This is a genomic window from Streptomyces sp. NPDC104202, from assembly GCF_055584185.1.
Map to the genome: position 1 here is coordinate 30,547 of NZ_JBVJMN010000052.1, position 17,024 is coordinate 47,570.

13 protein-coding genes and 1 pseudogene are annotated in these 17,024 nt (G+C 70.9%); 8 read left to right on the forward strand and 6 right to left on the reverse strand.

The genetic code is table 11. The annotated features are described in order from the left end of the window. The first annotated feature begins 184 nt into the window (after positions 1–184). Positions 185–3,652 carry a M28 family peptidase gene (locus ACZ60W_RS27910; RefSeq protein WP_469758159.1) on the forward strand — a complete coding sequence of 1,156 codons (3,468 nt, stop codon included), beginning with the start codon at positions 185–187 and terminating at the stop codon, positions 3,650–3,652. Positions 3,653–4,618: 966 nt separating this feature from the next. Here ACZ60W_RS27910 and ACZ60W_RS27915 read toward each other — a convergent pair. The 3 genes from ACZ60W_RS27915 to ACZ60W_RS27925 all read right to left on the reverse strand — a co-directional run bounded on the left by ACZ60W_RS27915 (position 4,619) and on the right by ACZ60W_RS27925 (position 6,956). After that, entirely contained in the window at positions 4,619–5,923 is a 1,305-nt protein-coding gene (locus tag ACZ60W_RS27915) for a hypothetical protein (protein WP_469758133.1), read from the reverse strand. A gap of 318 nt (positions 5,924–6,241) precedes the next feature. Next, positions 6,242–6,415 (reverse strand): hypothetical protein, encoded by a 174-nt coding sequence (locus ACZ60W_RS27920; protein ID WP_469758134.1) that lies wholly within the window; start codon positions 6,413–6,415, stop codon positions 6,242–6,244. Positions 6,416–6,695: 280 nt separating this feature from the next. Then, positions 6,696–6,956: a DUF7660 family protein gene (locus ACZ60W_RS27925; protein ID WP_469758135.1), complete on the reverse strand. Its 261-nt coding sequence runs from the start codon at positions 6,954–6,956 to the stop codon at positions 6,696–6,698. A gap of 253 nt (positions 6,957–7,209) precedes the next feature. On the opposite strand from ACZ60W_RS27925, the gene ACZ60W_RS27930 reads away from it, so the two are divergent. Next, on the forward strand, positions 7,210–7,446 hold the full coding sequence (locus ACZ60W_RS27930; protein WP_469758136.1) for a hypothetical protein: 237 nt from the start codon (positions 7,210–7,212) through the stop codon (positions 7,444–7,446). A 348-nt stretch (positions 7,447–7,794) separates the two neighbouring features. Next, entirely contained in the window at positions 7,795–9,207 is a 1,413-nt protein-coding gene (locus ACZ60W_RS27935) for a Mucin-2 (RefSeq protein ID WP_469758137.1), read from the forward strand. A gap of 230 nt (positions 9,208–9,437) precedes the next feature. Here the strand turns inward: ACZ60W_RS27935 and ACZ60W_RS27940 are convergent. After that, positions 9,438–9,610, reverse strand: a pseudogene (locus ACZ60W_RS27940) (CsbD family protein). Positions 9,611–9,827: 217 nt separating this feature from the next. Between ACZ60W_RS27940 and ACZ60W_RS27945 the strand changes: the two are divergent. Continuing rightward, a complete protein-coding gene (locus ACZ60W_RS27945; RefSeq protein ID WP_469758138.1) occupies positions 9,828–10,517 on the forward strand; it encodes a DUF1345 domain-containing protein in 690 nt (229 codons plus the stop codon). Positions 10,518–10,848: 331 nt separating this feature from the next. Here ACZ60W_RS27945 and ACZ60W_RS27950 read toward each other — a convergent pair whose 3' ends face one another. Further along, positions 10,849–11,487, reverse strand: a complete 639-nt coding sequence (locus tag ACZ60W_RS27950; RefSeq protein ID WP_469758139.1) for an SGNH/GDSL hydrolase family protein — start codon at positions 11,485–11,487, stop codon at positions 10,849–10,851. Between the two features lie 12 nt (positions 11,488–11,499). Continuing rightward, on the reverse strand, positions 11,500–12,360 hold the full coding sequence (locus tag ACZ60W_RS27955; RefSeq protein WP_469758140.1) for a fumarylacetoacetate hydrolase family protein: 861 nt from the start codon (positions 12,358–12,360) through the stop codon (positions 11,500–11,502). A gap of 44 nt (positions 12,361–12,404) precedes the next feature. Between ACZ60W_RS27955 and ACZ60W_RS27960 the strand changes: the two genes are divergently transcribed. The 4 genes from ACZ60W_RS27960 (at position 12,405) to ACZ60W_RS27975 (ending at position 17,006) form a co-directional block, all read left to right on the forward strand. Next, entirely contained in the window at positions 12,405–13,523 is a 1,119-nt protein-coding gene (locus tag ACZ60W_RS27960; RefSeq protein ID WP_469758141.1) for a hydroxyacid dehydrogenase, read from the forward strand. A 302-nt stretch (positions 13,524–13,825) separates the two neighbouring features. Next, a complete protein-coding gene (locus ACZ60W_RS27965) occupies positions 13,826–15,151 on the forward strand; it encodes a sugar ABC transporter substrate-binding protein (RefSeq protein WP_469758142.1) in 1,326 nt (441 codons plus the stop codon). Further along, positions 15,148–16,143 (forward strand): carbohydrate ABC transporter permease, encoded by a 996-nt coding sequence (locus tag ACZ60W_RS27970; protein WP_469758143.1) that lies wholly within the window; start codon positions 15,148–15,150, stop codon positions 16,141–16,143. The genes ACZ60W_RS27965 and ACZ60W_RS27970 overlap by 4 nt, the downstream gene beginning before the upstream one ends. Then, positions 16,140–17,006, forward strand: coding sequence for a carbohydrate ABC transporter permease (locus tag ACZ60W_RS27975; RefSeq protein ID WP_469758144.1), 867 nt, complete (start codon positions 16,140–16,142; stop codon positions 17,004–17,006). Before ACZ60W_RS27970 ends, ACZ60W_RS27975 begins: the two co-directional genes overlap by 4 nt. Positions 17,007–17,024: the final 18 nt, after the last annotated feature.

Sequence of the window (17,024 nt, forward strand, 5' to 3'; positions counted from 1 at the left end):
GGACCGGGACCGGCCGCTGCCGGCGCGCGCGGGCTGCCGGCAGGTCATAACGCGGGTCTTATGCCCGAAGGGATGGCTCCCATTGGTCATGTCCACGCCCATACTCGGCGGCGATGACACCCGAGCCCCCCCACGATCGGAGTGGATTGTGCAGCCCACCAGATGGACGGCGGCCGTGACGGCGATGGCGCTTTCCGCGAGCCTCGCCGGAGCCCTCGCCGGAACGGCGTCGGCGGCGCGGCCGGCACCGGCCCAGAAGGACAGCCCCGTGTCCCGCGCGGTCGCGGCCGCGGACCTGGCGGTCGACAGCGGTCTCGACACGCTGGTCAACTCGGCCCAGGAGCAGTACGAGCGACGTCTCGTCACCCCGTGGCTGAAGGACCTCTACTCGGTCTCGTACGAGCGCAGCTATCGGGGACTACCGGTCGTGGGCGGCGACGCCGTGGTCCTCGCCGACGGTTCCGGCACGATCCGCGCCCTCCAGTCCGCCTCCTCCGTGCGCATCGACGTGGCGACCCGGCCGTCGGTCACCGCGAAGAAGGCCGAGGCCGCCTCGCGGAAGAAACTGGCGTCGGTCGACAAGGTCGACAGCAGCCGGCTGGTCGTCCGGCTCAAGGGCGACAAGCCGGTGCTGGCCTGGGAGACCGTGCTGCGCGGGCGTACCGCGACCGCGCCCAGCAAGCTGCACGTCTTCGTCGACGCACGGAGCGGCGCCGTCGTCGACAGTTACGACGACGTGGTCGCGGGCACCGGCAACAGCAAGTGGAACGGGCCCGGACCCGTCACCATCGACACCACCGCCTCGGGCTCCACCTACTCACTCCGCGACCCGAGCCGGACCGGCCTGAGCTGCGCCGACTACAGCACCAACACCGTCTTCTCGAAGTCGTCCGACTCCTGGGGCACCGGAAACCCCACGAGCAAGGAGACCGGCTGCGTCGACCTGATGTTCGCCGCGCAGAAGCAGTGGGACATGCTCGGTCAGTGGCTGGGCCGCAACGGCGTCAACGGCAACGGCCGCAGCTTCCCCGCCAAGGTCGGGCTGGGCGAGCTCAACGCCTACTGGGACGGCAGCTCGGTGACCATCGGGCGCAACAGCGCCAACGAGTGGATCGCCGGCGTGGACGTGGTGGCCCACGAGTACGGGCACGCCATCGACACCAACACCCCCGGCGGCACCAGCGGCCAGGAAGCCGGGCTCGGCGAGGCCACCGGTGACATCTTCGGCGCGCTCACCGAGGCGTACATCAACCAGCCCGCCCCCTACGACGTCCCCGACTACACGGTGGGCGAGGTCATCAACCTCCAGGGCCGGGGCCCGATCCGCAACATGTACAACCCGCCCGCCGTCAACAACGACCCGGCCTGCTACAGCTCGGCGATCCCCGGCACCGAGGTGCACGCCGCCGCGGGCCCGCTGAACCACTGGTTCTACCTGCTGGCCGAGGGCACCAACCCCGGCGGCGGCAAGCCCACCAGCAGTACCTGCAACCAGAGCACCCTCACGGGCGTGGGGATCCAGACCGCCGGAAAGATCTTCTACGGCGGCATGCTGCTCAAGACCAGCAGCATGAGCTACAAGAAGTACCGCACGGCCACGCTCAGCTCCGCGAAGTCGCTCGACGCGACCTGCGGTCTCTTCCTCAAGACGAAGGCGGCCTGGGACGCGATCACCGTGCCCGCGCAGTCGGCCGACCCGACCTGCACCCCGAGCGGCCAGAACGACGACTTCTCGATGTCGCTCACCCCCTCGTCCGGCACCGTCCAGCAGGGCGGCTCGGTGACCACCACCGTCGGCACGGCCACCACGACCGGCACCGCACAGTCGGTGGCGCTGACCGCGACCGGCCTGCCCGCCGGGGTGACCGCCTCCTTCAACCCCGCCACGGTCCAGTCCGGCCAGTCCTCCGTGCTGACCCTGACCGCCACCTCCAACGCGGCACCCGGCACGTCCACGGTCGTCGTCAAGGGGCAGGGCGCCACGCTGTCGCACACCACCGACTACACGCTCAACGTCGGCGGAACCCAGCCCGGCAACGACCCGCCGGACGTCGACGTCGCCAACGTGCAGGCGCACCTGGCCCAGCTCGGCACCATCGCGAGCCAGAACGGCGGCAACCGTCGTGCGGGCAGCGCCGGTCACACCCAGTCGCTGGCCTATGTGAAGGGCAAGCTGCAGGCCGCCGGGTACACGGTGACCGAGCAGAACTGCACCTCCTGCACCTACCCCTCGAACAACCTGATCGCCGACTGGCCGGGCGGCCCCGCCGACCAGGTCGTCATGTTCGGCGCGCACCTGGACGGCGTCTCGGCGGGCCCCGGAATCAACGACAACGGTTCGGGATCCGCGGCCCTGCTGGAGAACGCCCTCGTCCTCGCCCAGAAGAACCCGACGATGACCAAGCACGTCCGCTTCGCCTGGTGGACCGACGAGGAACAGGGCCTCAACGGCTCGGCGTTCTACGTCAACCGCCTCACGGCCGCACAGCGCGCGACCATCAAGGCGTACTACAACTTCGACATGGTCGGCTCCACCAACGGCGGCTACTTCGTCAACAACCTCAACTCCACCGCCGCCGCGCCCCTCAAGGCGTACTGGACCTCCCTGAACCTGGCGCCCGAGGAGAACACCGAGGGCCAGGGCCGCAGCGACGACTACTCCTTCCAGCAGGGCGGCATCCCCACCTCGGGATACGCGGCCGGCGCGAGCGCCCGCAAGACCGCGGCGCAGGCGCAGAAATGGGGCGGCTCCGCCAACAGCGCCTACGACTCCTGCTACCACAGCGCCTGTGACACCACGAGCAACATCAACGCGACGGTGCTGAACCGCAGCTCCGACGGGATCGCCTACGCCCTCTGGAAGCAGGCCGTCGGCGGCACCACCCCGGCGCAGGACTTCTCGATCGGCGTCAGCCCGTCCGCGGGCAGCACGGCCCCCGGCGGGTCCGCCTCCGCGACGGTGAACACCGCCACGGTGAGCGGCGCCGCCCAGACCGTGGGCCTCTCCGTATCCGGCGCGCCGGCCGGCGTGACCGCTTCGCTCAGCCCGACGTCCGTCCAGTCCGGCAGCTCCTCGGCCCTGTCCGTCCAGGTCGGCGCGAGCACCACGCCCGGCACCTACACCCTGACGGTCACCGGCTCGGGCACCGTCAGCCACACCACCACCTACACGCTGACCGTCACGGGCGGCGGCGGCTCCTGCACGCCGCGCCAGCTCGTCGTCAACGGCGGCTTCGAGAACGGCAGCAGTCCGTGGACCGCGAGCGCGGGCGTCATCACCAACGACGCACGGCAGGCGGCGCGCACGGGCAGCTACAAGGCGTGGCTGGGCGGACGGGGCACCAGCTACACCGAGAACGCCGCCCAGTCCGTGTCCATCCCCTCGGGCTGCACCTCGTACCGGCTCTCGTTCTTCGTCCACATCGACACGGACGAGACCGAGAGCGTCGCCTACGACGTCGCCACGGTCAAGGTGGGCGGCCGGCAACTGGCCTCCTACTCCAACCTGGACGCGACCGCGGGCTACGCCGAGAAGTCGTACGACCTCTCGTCCTTCGCCGGCCAGACCGTCACCCTCGGATTCACGTCCGTCGAGGACCAGTCCCTGCAGACCTCGTTCGTCCTGGACGACGTCTCGATCCAGGTGAGCTGAGACCCGACGCCCTTGCGCATGCGTGAACCCGGCCCGGCCCCCGCAGGTAGGGGGCCGGGCCATCGCCGGAGCGGGACTTCGGGAGCGACGCACCGTGGCGGCGCTGGGCAGGGACACGGTTCCGAGCCCCTGCGAAGTCGACGCCGGCCCTCCTCGCCGACCCTGATCAGGAGTAGGTCATGGGGCAGCCGTGGCGGAGGGAGTACTGCGCGGCACGCAGGTAGAGAGCTACGTAGAAGGCCGCGTCCCGGTCCTCCGCCCACGGCCCCGGCCAGCGCCCGGCCGGTCCGCTCCGCCCCGCCCTCCAGGAACCACCGGCTCAGGGCGAGGTTCTCGCCCGCCGGTAGCGCCTCCGCGGGCAGCTCGACGGCGTCGGCGAGCCGCTCGGCCAGCGCGAGCACCCGCGGGGCTCCGGCGACCACGGTCTCCTCGCCGGAGTACGCGGTCCCGACGGGGAGCACGATCTCCTCCTCCAGAGCGAGGGGCACCAGCACGCTCCAGTCGAGGAGGGCCGACAGTTCCGCATCGGTCAGTGTCTGCCTGCACAGCGCCACGAAGCCGTCCATGGGCGGACTGACCTTCTCCTCGAACCAGCCCCGCGCCTCCCGCGCGGCCGGCGACATCGCGTACGAGGGAAGCCCGCGCCGCCCCAGCTCGACGTTCAGCGCGGCGGCGACGTCCCCGCAACCGTCCTCCCCGCGCTGCGACCAGTCCTGCGCGGCGACACTCACCAGATAGACACCCATGCCCGCAACGTACCGGCCAGCACCGACACTTCCCCGGCCTTGCGGTGCAATGCGGTGGCCGCGCCCCCGTCACCGCCGCCTCGGATGTCCGGCGACAGGTGTTCCCAGCCGCCGAAGCCGACGCCGCCGGGGGAGCAGGGGCGGGTCGGGCCCCGGTCGACCCGCCGGAGCGTCCCGGGGGCGGCACCGACGGCCCGCCCGCATGGCGCCGTGCGCCCCGTCAGGCTTCGCCGCGCCGCATCCAGGTCCCTCTTCCGCCCGCCGCCATCAGGGTAGTGACGATGTGTGACCGGCTACGGCCGCCCCGCAGCAGTCGCTCGGCCGCCAGACCGAACGCCAGCGCGGGCCCCACGAGACCCAGGGTCTCGCCGGTGCCGAGCGCCAGCCCCGCGCCGGCGAGCCCCAGGCCGGTCTCGGCCGCGGCCCAGGCGAGGCGCCCGGGCCGCTCTCCTGACGCCGGCAGCTTCCGCCGGACCGCCCGGAGCAGCGCGGGCAGGGCGTCGTCGGCCCTCGCCGCGTCCCCAGCACGCAGCGCCGCCTGGAAGGAGTCGCGCCGACGGGTCACGACCTCGTCCTGATGGATCTTCGCGATGTCCTGCCAGCCCAGTTCCGCGAGCGCCGCGAGGTTGCCCGGAGCCATCCCGTGGTCCGCGGGGGACGTGGACCCGGGGCCGGCGGGCTCGAAGAGCGCGTCCGTCGGGCGCCCGAGGTAGAGCCCGATGTCGGCCGCCTCCGGGAGCGACCGCGGGGACGCCCCGTCGGTGCCCAGCGTCCGCTGAACCGCCGCGTTCCACGCCTGTGTCGCGGTGTTCCACATGGCCGTCCTGTGGGGCGGATCCGTCGCGTCGAGCCGGGCGAAGAGCACGGACCTGCGGTGCCGGTCCGACGGCTCCACGTGCTCCTCGACGAAGGCGAGGGTCCGTTCCACCGGCGCGTAGTCGTGGCCGGGCAGCCCCGGCAGCCCCGCCACCTCCTCCAACACCTCGTGATACGAACAGGGACGCGCCACCGCGCTCGTACCCAGAGGAACTCCCGCCTCGCGGGAGAAGTGGTGCAGGGTCCAGGCCACGGCCTCCAGCCTCCGCCGGACCGCCCCGCCCTCCTCGTACCGTGCACCCAGCGCGGTGCCCCGCGCGAACAGCGGCCCGGGATTCGCCTCCCCGCGCTCCAGAACGGCCTCGGACAGCCTGACGAGGGGCTCCGCCGTGTCGAACGAGGACGAGAGCCAGCCGGGCTCCAGTGCGCGGTGCAGCCCGGTGGTGACCAGCGCGAAGGGGTCGCTGCCGGCCGGTGCGGCGGTGGTGCAGCGCAGGAACGACGGGCAGCCGCGCACGAAGGACCGAAACTCCTCCGTCTCGAACAGCGCCTGCACCGCGGGACTGTCGATCAGCTGTACGTCGCTCAGCACCACCGTGTGCCCTAACAGAGCCTGGATCTTCAGCATGACGGCCAACGACCCGTCCTGCGGACCCCACCCCGACACCCGCAGATGCTCACCGTCGAGCCAGTGGGCATAGATCTCCATGGTTCCCCCTTCCCCGTCTGCCGAAGGGCTTCCCCCTCGGCAGAAGACCCTACGGTGAAGCGGCCAACTACGCCCACCATCGGTTTGGTTGGGACCTGAACCCACACCCGCCTGCGCCGCTTTTCCGGCGGCGACCCCAGCGCGCAGTCCGGCCGCCACCTCCGCTGCGGATCGGGGTGTCCACTACGAGCCGGAGCACCGATCGGCCGGCCTCGGTCGTCTTCCCCTGCCCGTGCGGCCGAGCGGCCACGTGGGCGACCGGCTCCTCTCGGCAAGGCGCCTTGGGCCGGTCGCCTGTCGGCATCCCCCTGCGGTGGCTCACCGAGGGGCGCCGCCTCCCTCCTGTCGGTCCACCGCGGCAGCGAGCGCCAGGAGCGCCTCAACCTGTGCCATGCGCACCCGGGTCTCATGGCTGAGACGGCCCTTCGACTCCCGCTCGACGTTGTCGAGCAACTCCTGAGCCTTGTGCGCATGAGAGGTGTAGTCAGTCATGTGACCTCCAGTCCGAGTGATCCGTACCGTAGCGGCCGTAGAGGTCGGGCGAGCCTCCAGCGATCAATCTGCAGTCCACGACGCCCGGTTGATCCGACATGTTCCTGAGTACCGCCATGGCGCGACTCACCGTGATTCCAAACTCCCCATCCGCCGCTCATGGCCGGTCCCTGACCAGGTGCCTCGGCCGAGGAACGGTTTCATGCGCGCTGTCCGCCAACCGCCATGGTCATCCGTCCCCTACCGCGCTCCCGAGCTGAGTGACGGCGCGACTTCGCGGCTACTCGTAGACGACAGCCGCGCTGAGCGCGCGAGCGAAGAACGTCCAGTCACCGTTCGGCGGCAGCTCTTCACCGCGGTTTCGATACCAGCCGGGCGCATCGGAGATCCAGGCAACGAGCGCATCGAGGTAGTCCTCCGCGGTGCGGTTCTCCCACTCCTCGCCTCGTCGTACGAAGTCGTCGCGAAGCCCCTGGATCATCGCCGCGAGACCCTCTCGCGTCATGACTTCGTTCCTGGGATCGGGCGCACCGTGTGACATGGCTGGACCCTAGCGCGGCAGCCGTCTGCTCCTTCGCCGATGCCGCCAAGGGATGACGCTCGCGATAGGGCCCACCACGGCAGCGGCAGATGTCCCCACGGTGCCAGGCAGGAGTCCGTTGCCACCGCCAGAGCGATGCCCGCCACGGCAACCGCGCTCATCGAACGCCTCAGTCATCCCCCGAGCTCCGTATACCGACGTCCCTTCTGTCGAAGCTTCCCAGGACTCCACAAGATCCGTAGAGTGCCGCCTCATGCCCTCGAAACTCACCCTGGCCCTGCGGTACTACGCACCTCTGGTCATCGGCACCGTCGTGCTTGCCGTGCTGCACAAGGCCAGGACGGGGGAATGGACGCTGCCCGTCTACTTTGCGGTTCCCATGTTCGCGCTGGGCACTGCCGGCTTCTGGTACAACTCCGACCCCAAGCGCGCTGCTCGCCTCCAGGCACGCCGGGCGGCAGAGCGCAGCGCCACGAAACTTCCAGGCTGACTCGGCGCCTCCCCCTGCACCCCACCGAGAACAGGACATGGTGTCAGTCCCACGGGGGGAGCTCCTCCAGGCAATGCGTCCGCCTGCCTGCTTCTCGTGCACGGACTCGCTGCTGACGGCGAGGGACATCGCGAGCTGTCCCCACCGCCATGTCGCCCTCGGCCCCGACCACGTCTCACTGCCTCCCGGCGTGCGCCGCGCCGACTGGAAGGCGCGCCGAGGTCACTCGTCAGGGCCGGGTCCCCGCTGCCCGGACAGAGCGGACCCAGCGTAGGTCTGTCACCGTTCGGCGGTTCCCGACAGGCATGCGAGAGATCATGGGCGCGAACCGATCGAGGAAGAGAAGACATGAGGGGCAGGGGAATCATGGTGGCGTTCCACGCGTCCGCGCTGGACGGAGTCGCCCGCAATTCGGCGCTGCCGACACCGCTGCTCCTGCGCCTCCTCGCCGTCAAGGGGAACGACGACCGTCCGCCCCGTAGCGCCATCCAGCGGGCCGGACTCCCCGAGCCGGCCATCATGGCGATCCTGGCCCACCCGAATCCGGGCGTCCGGCAGGACTTCGCCATGAGCGCCGCGGCGGAGCCCGCTCAGCGGGCCCGGCTCGCGGACGATTGTTGTCCCAGGGTGCGAACAGCTCTGGCGTACGGACCCGAGGTGTACGTCCCCCGTACACAGGTGGTGCCGCTCCCGGACGCTGTATGCCTCCGTCTGCTGGACGACCACGTCCCTTCCGTCCGGACGGCACTGCTCGACTCACCGCATCTGACACGGCCGTTCATCGCTTCCCTGGCGGCTCATCACCGTCCGGAGGCGCGCCAGGCGGCGGCCAGGGCATGGGAACTCCTGTCACCGGCCGAGCGGTCGGCCCTGCTGGCCGACGTCGACCCCGAAGTGCGGCGGGCTGCCGCGCTGCGGGAATGCCGACAGGACGCAGACCTCACCTCTGAACTCCTCCGCGACCCGCGGTCCGCTGCCGAGGCCCTGCGCCGAGGGCTGCTGGTCCGCGCCGACGCCGAGCGGCACGTCAGCCGGCGCACGCACCTGCCGGCTCTCGCGGAGAACCCGTCGTTGCCCGCGGACCTCGTGATGCGACTCGCCGTCGACCCCGACGAGGCCGTACGGCTCGTGGTCTCCGTCAGGCAGGAGCTGGACGAGACAGAGCGCATGGCGATCGACTTCACGGTAGGGGACATGGACAGGGGCGACGGCGTGCCGTGGATACGGGACGGGCTCACCGACCCCCACACACTGCGCCGGGCCGCGACCTCCGCCCACCCACTGCTCCAGCGCGCCGCGGCCCGAAGCCCCCACCTGCCACCCGACCTGCTGTGCCTCCTCGCCCACGTGGAGGACCCGGTGGTGGACAACCTCCTGGGCATGCACCACGCCGACACCCCCGAGGAGGTCCTGATGCGGGTGTTCGCACGGCTCGGCGGGACGTTCTCCGCCTGGATGGCGGAGACACATCCCCGCTTTCCCAGAGAAGGCCTCGCCGCCCGCTACGCGGACCACCCGGACGGCCACCACCGTCGGCTGGCCGTCCGGGACCCGGCCGCCTCACCCACCCTGATCGAACGCCTCAGCCACGACCCCGAAGTCTGGACACGCCAGGCCGCGGCCGCTGACCCGCGCCTCCCGCTCCACCGCCTCCGTGAGGCGCTCCACATCCGCGAACTGGCATCGAGCGCGGGCGCCAACCCGGCGCTCCCCGAGGACGAGATGACCACCGTCCTGGACTTGGCCGGTGTCCCCGCCTGACAGCGGGCACTTCTGTCCTGGTTGCACCCCACGGCGAAGGCGGCGCAAGCGCGAGGCCTCACCGACCCCCGGTGGAGGCGGCCGGGACTTCCTGCCCTCCTGTTCGGCGGGGCCGGCCGCCCCGGCCCGAGCCCGTCGTCTGACCGCCGCTCCCGGACACGGGACGCGGGCACAAGAAGCGGGGCCGGAACCGCCAGTGCGGTCCCGGCCCCGTCGTCCGAGGCGGACTGTCAGTGCTTGAAGGTGTCCTTGATCTTCTCCTTGGCCTCGCGGGCATCCCCTTGGCCTGCTCCGCGCGGCCCTCGGCCGTCAGTCGCTCGTTACCCGTCAGGCGGCCAGGGGTCTCCTTGAGCTTGCCCTTGGCCTGCTCGCCCTTCGCTTCGGCCTTCTGCTCACCGGACACAGCTGATCCCTCCCTGCTCAGTGGAAAAGTCCTACAGCGCCCCGCGTGACCGTTCTGCGCCTGCCTCAACCAAAGAGGCGACCCGGGTGCGCGTCGTTGGTGGACGGCGCCCGCGCCTTTCCGGCCTTTCGTACGATCACGGTCTGTTCCCCTGCTCCTCTGCGGGGCGGGCGAGGGTCGTCGGTTGCGCGGGGACATCCGAGAGGAGGCACTGCCGGTGCATTCGTGGCTGTCCGAGCGCCGCAGGTCCGCTGTGAGTACGGCTGTCGGGGCCGGAGTCGCCGTGCTGCTCGGCCTGCTGGGGGTTCTCGCGCCGGGGGCGGTGTCCACCTCGGGTGCCGACCTGGGCGTGGTGGCACTGTTCGCCTACCTGCTGTGCTACCTGGCGGTCACGCTGAGAGCTTTCTCGGCCGCGCCGCCGGAACGGATTCGCACGTGGGCCCGGCGCGAGGCGCGGGGCACCGTGCTGCAGCGTTATCTCCTCGGGACCGCACCGGGGCCCGGGGTGTCGGTCCTCATCGCGTCGGCGGCGCTCGTGGTGTCGGCGGTATGGCGGCCCGGGCATGTGAGTTCCGCCTTCCCGGCGACCGTGCGGGTCCTCATGGCGCTCGGCCTCGTCGCCGTGGCCTGGGTCTGCGTTCTGGTCGCCTTCACGGTGGCGTTCTACGCCGACAACCTCGTGGAGGACGAGACGGCGCTGGACTTTCCGGGGGAGGAGCCGGCGGCCTGGGACGACTACGTGTACTTCGCCCTTTCGGTCATGACGACGTTCGGGACGACGGACGTCACGGTGATGTCGCGGGAGATGCGCCGGACGGTGGCGGCCAACGCGACCATCGCGTTCGTCTTCAACACGGTGATCGTGGCCGGGATGGTCGCGGCACTGGACGGCGGGCGAGGCGCCTGACGGGTGCGGGCGGACCTCGGGTGAGGGTGGGGCGGCGACCGGTTCGTCCGCGGGTGCGGAGCGAACCCGCCACCGCCCCCGCCGCTCAGGGGGTGAGGACGAGGCGGATCGGGTCCCCGGTCTTCTTCTCCAGCCGGGCGACGGGGTCCGCGGCTTCGGCCCGCCGACGACGTCGGCGCCGACGTGACCGACGCCGCCGACGAGGTCCGGGCGTCCGTCCTGGCCGCCGCCGGACGGATCGACCCCGGCCCCTCCGCCGGCGCACACGTGCCGCTGGCGATGTCCCGGCCGTCACGGGTCGACCGCCCCCAGAGGCCCATGTCCCTCCTGCTCACGGCCTCTCCGACGGGGTTCTCCTCTCGTGCGCACCGGCCGCCCCCAGCCACGCGCGCGCGATGACGCGGTGGCCGAGCGGGCTCGGATGGACCCCGTCGGGGGCGAGGGCGGCCGCGCCGTGTTCCTCGGCGGCGCGCCGCAGCGCCAGGTCCGTGCGGACCACCGTTGCCCCATGAGCGGTCGCCGCGCGAAGGACGGCCTCGGTGCGGGGCGCGAGATCCTCGAACCACGTCTCCTGTTCGGGGCCGGCCGGCAGGAGGAACGGGGTCATGACGAACAGCCGGGCGGCGCACTTCTCCTTGGCGAGGGTGAGGACGCGGCCGAGCGAGTCCTCGAACTCCGGCACGGGGCTGAGGAGTCCGCGGTCGTAGCGCCGCCAGGTGTCGTTGATGCCGATCAGGACGGTGACGACCGAGGGGGCGAGGGCGATGACGTCGGTGGTCCAGCGCGCCTCCAGGTCCTGGAGCCGGTGGCCGTTGACGCCCTGGTTGACGACGGTCGCGGGGGAGGGCAGGGCCTCGGCGATCATCCGGACGTAGCCGTCGCCGAGGGACGCGGGGTCCTCGCGGTCGCGGCCGGTGTCCGTGACGGAGTCACCGATGAAGAGCAGCAGGTCGTCCCGGGTGAACCGCATGCGCGTCTCCTCTCAGGCCTGTCGGAATGTCTGGCGCATGGTGCCGAGACCGTCGATCCCGCACTCCACCACATCCCCGTGCCGCAGGTACGGCCGGGGTTCGGGCCTGCCGAGGGCCACACCGGCCGGGGTTCCGGTGTTGATGACGTCCCCGGGGTACAGGACCATGAACCGGCTGAGGTAGCGGATGATCTCGGCGACCGGGAACACCATGTCCGCGGTCGAGCCGTGCTGACGCTCGACGCCGTTCACCGTCAGCCGCAGCGGGAGCTTCTGCGGGTCGGGTACCTCGTCCGGGGTGACGAGCCACGGACCGAGCGGGTTGAACGTCTCGCAGCTCTTCCCCTTGTCCCACTGGCCGCCCCGCTCCAACTGGAACGCGCGCTCGGAGACGTCGTGCGAGACCGCGTACCCGGCGACGCACGCGAGTGCGTCCTCGTCGCTCTCCAGGTACCGGGCGGTCCTGCCGATCACCACGGCCAACTCGACCTCGTAGTCCGTCTTGACGCTGTCGCGAGGGATCAGCACCTCGTCGTACGGCCCCGAGACCGTCCACGGGTCCTTCATGAAGACCACGGGCTCGGCCGGCAGTTCCGCTCCCGTCTCCTGCGCGTGGTCACGGTAGTTGAGGCCGATGCAGACGACCTTCCCGGGACGCGCGACCGGGGCCCCGACCCGCACGCGGTCGACGGGGACGTCCACGGCCGGCAGGGATCCGGCCGCGACGGCCTCGGCGAGCCGGTCGAGCACGCCGTCGGCGAGCGAGCGGTGGTCGATGTCGCCCGCGATGCCGGAGGCGTCGAGCAGCCCGCCCGCCCCGTCCAGGACCGCGAGGCGCTCCGCTCCCGCTTCGCCGACCCTCAGTACACGCATGCCAGCCATCCCTCACGATAGACATCGGATGTATCGACCGTGGAATGCAAGCAATCGCCCGCAGATTTGTCCAGTCCTTCGGCAGGATCTGGCTGGTCCTCCGATGTATCGTGTGGCCCGCCGATACCGCCATGCCCCAGGAGGCCGAGCCGATGGCAGCTGCGACCACAACGCCCAACGTCCTGCTGGTCATGGAGGAGGAGCGCAGAGCCGATGTCTACCCGTCCCACGTCCTCGCGGACATCGGACGGCTGGCGCGCTGGCACGCCCCTGCCCTCACCCGCGACGCCCTCCTCCGGGACCCCGGCGTACTGGAGGAGGTCGACGTCCTGCTCACCGGCTGGGGAGCCCCGGTGCTCGACAAGGCCCTGCTCTCCCGAGCGCCCCGACTGAACGCGGTGATGGTGGCGGCCGGTTCGGTGCGCCACCTGACGCCGCCGGAGTTCTGGGCCCGCGACATCCCCATCGTGTCCGCGGCCGCCGCCAACGCCGTCCCGGTCGCCGAGTTCAGCCTCGCCCAGATCCTGCTCGGCCTGAAGCACGCGCACCGCCTCGCCCGGGAGGTGACCGCCGGCCGCCGCTTCCCCCACGATCCGCCGGTCGCCGGGGGGTACGGCTCCCGCGTCGGTCTGCTCGGACTCGGTGAGATCGGCCGGCTCGTCGCCCGGCTGCTGCGGCACTTCGGCGTCGAGGTGCTCGCCTGCGATCCGGTGATCGACCCGGCGGCCGCCGCCGAGCTGGGTGTCAGACTCACCGGAATCGACGAGCTCTTCACCTCCTGCGACGTCGTGAGCGTCCACGCCCCGCTCCTGCCCGAGACCGAAGGCCTCGTGGGGGAGCGGCTCGTGGCGCTCCTCCCGGAAGGGGCGACCCTGATCAACACGGCGCGGGGGGCGGTGCTGGACGAGCCGGAGGTGATCGGAGTTCTCCGCGACCGGCCCGACCTCACCGCCGTCCTCGATGTGACCTGGCCCGAGCCGCCCGCGCCCGACTCGCCCTTGTTCACCCTGCCGAACGTCCTGCTCACCCCGCACCTGGCCGGAGCCATGGGGCGCGAACGCGCCCGCCTGGGCGAGCTGGTACGCGACGAACTGCGGCGGCTGGTGCACGGCGAACCCCTGCGGCACGCCGTCGCCCCCGACCAGGCGTCGACCCGGGCGTAGCCTGGCCTGTTTCCTGTGCCCCGAGCCCTCGTCTCCGCTCAGACATCGGAGCTTTGATCGATGTCTGAGCGAGGGGCTCCCTGGGGTGCTCCCGGCGCCGTGCTGAAGCGCTTCGCTTCCTGTTTCGGCTCCCTGACTGCTCAAGCGGGTGTTGGGGGCCCCGAAGGATGAGTGCGATCAAGCGCCTTCATTCCTTTCAACTCTTTGCAGTCATCGGACTATTGACCCTCGTTCGGCCGCGCGTTAGCGTCCCCGGCAAGCGCTTACAGGCCAGCTGCCGACGGCGGCGAACAGGAGTTGTCATGCAGAGAACGCGATGGATCGGTGCGGGATTTCTCGCCTCGGCGTTGGCCCTGACGAGCTGTACGTCCGGTCCTGCCGGGACGGACGCCAAGCAGGACTCCACGGCGGAGCTGGAGCTGTGGACCAGGACCACGCCCGGCGGCCCCGGCGAGAAGGCCACGCTTCGGCTGGTCGAAGGCTTCGAGAAGGCCACCGGGCACAAGGTCAAGGTCACGGCGATCTTCGACGACTTCGAGACGAAGCTCCAGCAGCGCGCCGCCCAGCGGCAGTTGCCCGACATCGTCATGAACGACGTCACCCAGCTCGGCGCGATGCACAGCCAGGGCCTCCTCAGGGAGATCGACCTCAGCAAGATCAAGGGCAGCCAGGATCTCGTCGAGCAGGCCCGGAATTCCGGCCGGAGCGTCGACGGCAAGCAGTACGGCATCCCGTACTCCGCCCAGGCCGGCGCCCTCCTCATCCGCAAGGACTGGCGTGAGAAGCTCAAGCTGGAGGCCCCGCGGACCTGGGACGACTTCGCCGCGCTCGCCACCGCCTTCACCACCCGCGACCCCGACGGCAACGGCAAGCAGGACACCTACGGCCTCGCCGCACCGCTGTCCACCAAGCGCGGCTACGCCTCCTGGTACTTCTCCAACTTCCTCTGGGCCGCCGGCGGGGACTTCGTCACCGAGGCGGGCCAGGGGAAGTACAAGCCGTCGATGACGAGCAAGGAGTCGACGGAGGCCATGCGCTGGTTCCGCGCCCTCGGCTGCGACAAGAAGGTCGTCCAGCCGGGCGCGGTGACCATGGACACCCCGCCGACGAACGAGACGTTCGAGGCCGGCAGGACCGGCATGTTCGTCGTCGGCCCCTACCTCATGTCCCGCTTCGACAAGTCCCTCGGCAAGGACAAGTACGAGGTCGTCCCCATGCCCAAGGGCCCGAAGGACGCCACCGTGCTCGCCGAGGGCGGCTCCGTCTACCTGATGGCCGGTTCCGAGAACAACGCCGGACAGGACGCCTTCGCCGGGTACGCCATCTCCGCCGAGGGCCAGAAACTCGGCATGGAGGGCGTCGACGGCTCCACCGTCCAGCTCCCCGTGAACAAGACCGTCGACGTCACCGAGGTCCGCCCCGACCCCCGCTGGAAGACCTACGCCGACGCCTACCGCTCCTCCGGGCGGTACGCCCCCTCCCTCCCCAACTGGACCCCGGTACGGCAGACCACCGCCGAGACGGTCAACGCCCTGATGGCCGACTGCTCCCTCGACCTGGGCGAGAAGCTGCGTGAACTCGACACGAAGCTCGCCGCGATCCTCCAGGAGCAGGGAATCGCCGGATGACGAGCCTCGACCAGGTGACTGCGGCCACCGGCCCGGCGGCCGGCTCCACCCCGCCCGCCGCGCGCGGGCCGGCGCCGACCGCGCCGGGAGGAGGCGGGCCGCCCGTCTCCCGCCGCGTGAGGAACCGCCGCGGCGGCCGGTGGTGGACGCCCTGGCTCTTCCTCGCCCCCGCCCTGATCCTCTTCCTGTACTTCAAGTTCATCCCCATGGCCAGTGCGCTGACCATGTCCTTCCAGGAAGTCCAGCCCTACCTCGGCAACCGGTGGGTCGGCGGCGAGAACTACGCCACCGTGCTCTCCTCGGACGGCTTCCGCGAGGCCGCCTGGCACACCGTCGTCCTCGCCGTCGGACAGACCGCGGGATCGATGCTGCTCGGCCTCACCCTCGCCCTCCTCATGGAGGGACAGGGCCGCAGACTCGGCTTCGTCCGCTCGGCGGCCTTCCTCCCCGTCGTCGTGCCGATCGCGGTCGTCGCCGAACTCTGGCGGATCATGTACCACCCCACCGAGGACGGCATGCTCAACTCCCTCCTCGGCCTCGTGGGGTTCGGCCCGTCGGGATTCATCAACGACCCCGACACCTCCATGGCCTCCATCATGCTCACCGGCATCTGGCGGGGTGCCCCCTACGACATGATGATCTTCCTCGCCGGGCTCGCCGGGGTGGACCGCGGACTCTACGAAGCCGCCAAGGTCGACGGCGCGTCCAGGTTCCAGCGCATCCGCCATGTGACGCTGCCCGGTCTGCGCGCCGTCCTCACCATCCTCTTCGTCCTCGCCGCCATCCGGGGCCTGCGCGTCTTCACCGAGGTCTTCCTGCTCACCAACGGCGGCCCCGACGGCTCCACCGAAGTCGTCATGACCGTGATCTACAAGCTGGGCCTCGAACAGAACCGGCTCGGCGTCGGCGCGGCCGGAGCCGTCCTGCTGTTCCTGGCGACGCTGCTCCTGACGGTCGGCGTCCACCTGTTCCGACGGAGGGGAAACGAATGAGCGCGCCGACCGAGACCGCCCTCGGACTCACCGAGAGCCGCAGCGCCGCCGGCCGCGCCCTCAAGGTCCTCACGTACCTCCTCGTCCTCGTCGTGTTCGCGGGCCCCCTGCTCGCCCTGCTCGTCAGCGCGTTCAACCACGTCAAGGACCCCACCCAGCTCGGCGTCCTCCCCTCCGACCCCACCGTCGACAACTTCGCCGTCGCCTTCGACCAGGGCGTCCTGAAGTACCTCCTCAACTCGTTCTTCGTCGTCGGCTTCGGACTGCTGCTCCAGGTCGCCGTCTCCGTCCTCGCGGGCTACGCCCTCGCCAGGAAGCGCTTCCGGGGCATGACCCTCGCGTTCGTCGCCATCCTGGCGACGCTCATGCTGCCCGAGGAGATCCTGGCCATCCCGCTCTCCGTGATCCTCGCCGACCTGCCCGTCGTCCACGTCAATCTGATCGGCTCCCTCGCCGGCATGATCGTGCCCGTCGGCGCCTGGGCCTTCTCCATCCTCGTCATGACCGAGTTCATGAAGGAGGTGCCGAAGGAGCTGGAGGAGGCGGCGCGCATCGACGGCGCCGGAGACCTGCGGATCTTCGCGCAGATCATCCTCCCCATGTGCAAGCCCGCGCTCGGCGTCATCGGAGTCTTCGGCTTCACCATGATCTGGGACCAGTACCTCCTGCCCCTGCTCGTGGCCACCGACTCCTCCTCGTACACCCTGCCGCTGGCCCTGCGCACGCTGCGGGTCGACCCCCTCGTCACCCCCGGCGTGGTGATGGCCGCGTCGCTGCTCGCCCTGCTGCCGTCCGTCATCGTCTTCCTCTTCTTCCAGCGCTCCTTCGTCCACGGCCTGTCCAGCGGCGCCCTCAAGGGCTGACCCGAACGGCCGACCCCT

What these genes read in the sequence shown, in the direction of transcription:
- ACZ60W_RS27960 (WP_469758141.1), top strand. Translation starts at nt 12,405, where the DNA reads ATGCAAGCAATCGCCCGCAGATTTGTCCAGTCCTTCGGCAGGATCTGG.
- ACZ60W_RS27975 (WP_469758144.1), top strand. Translation starts at nt 16,140, where the DNA reads ATGAGCGCGCCGACCGAGACCGCCCTCGGACTCACCGAGAGCCGCAGC.
- ACZ60W_RS27935 (WP_469758137.1), top strand. Translation starts at nt 7,795, where the DNA reads ATGAGGGGCAGGGGAATCATGGTGGCGTTCCACGCGTCCGCGCTGGAC.
- ACZ60W_RS27930 (WP_469758136.1), top strand. Translation starts at nt 7,210, where the DNA reads ATGCCCTCGAAACTCACCCTGGCCCTGCGGTACTACGCACCTCTGGTC.
- ACZ60W_RS27915 (WP_469758133.1), bottom strand. Translation starts at nt 5,923, where the DNA reads ATGGAGATCTATGCCCACTGGCTCGACGGTGAGCATCTGCGGGTGTCG.
- ACZ60W_RS27965 (WP_469758142.1), top strand. Translation starts at nt 13,826, where the DNA reads ATGCAGAGAACGCGATGGATCGGTGCGGGATTTCTCGCCTCGGCGTTG.
- ACZ60W_RS27950 (WP_469758139.1), bottom strand. Translation starts at nt 11,487, where the DNA reads ATGCGGTTCACCCGGGACGACCTGCTGCTCTTCATCGGTGACTCCGTC.
- ACZ60W_RS27920 (WP_469758134.1), bottom strand. Translation starts at nt 6,415, where the DNA reads ATGACTGACTACACCTCTCATGCGCACAAGGCTCAGGAGTTGCTCGAC.
- ACZ60W_RS27910 (WP_469758159.1), top strand. Translation starts at nt 185, where the DNA reads ATGGCGCTTTCCGCGAGCCTCGCCGGAGCCCTCGCCGGAACGGCGTCG.
- ACZ60W_RS27955 (WP_469758140.1), bottom strand. Translation starts at nt 12,360, where the DNA reads ATGCGTGTACTGAGGGTCGGCGAAGCGGGAGCGGAGCGCCTCGCGGTC.
- ACZ60W_RS27970 (WP_469758143.1), top strand. Translation starts at nt 15,148, where the DNA reads ATGACGAGCCTCGACCAGGTGACTGCGGCCACCGGCCCGGCGGCCGGC.
- ACZ60W_RS27925 (WP_469758135.1), bottom strand. Translation starts at nt 6,956, where the DNA reads ATGTCACACGGTGCGCCCGATCCCAGGAACGAAGTCATGACGCGAGAG.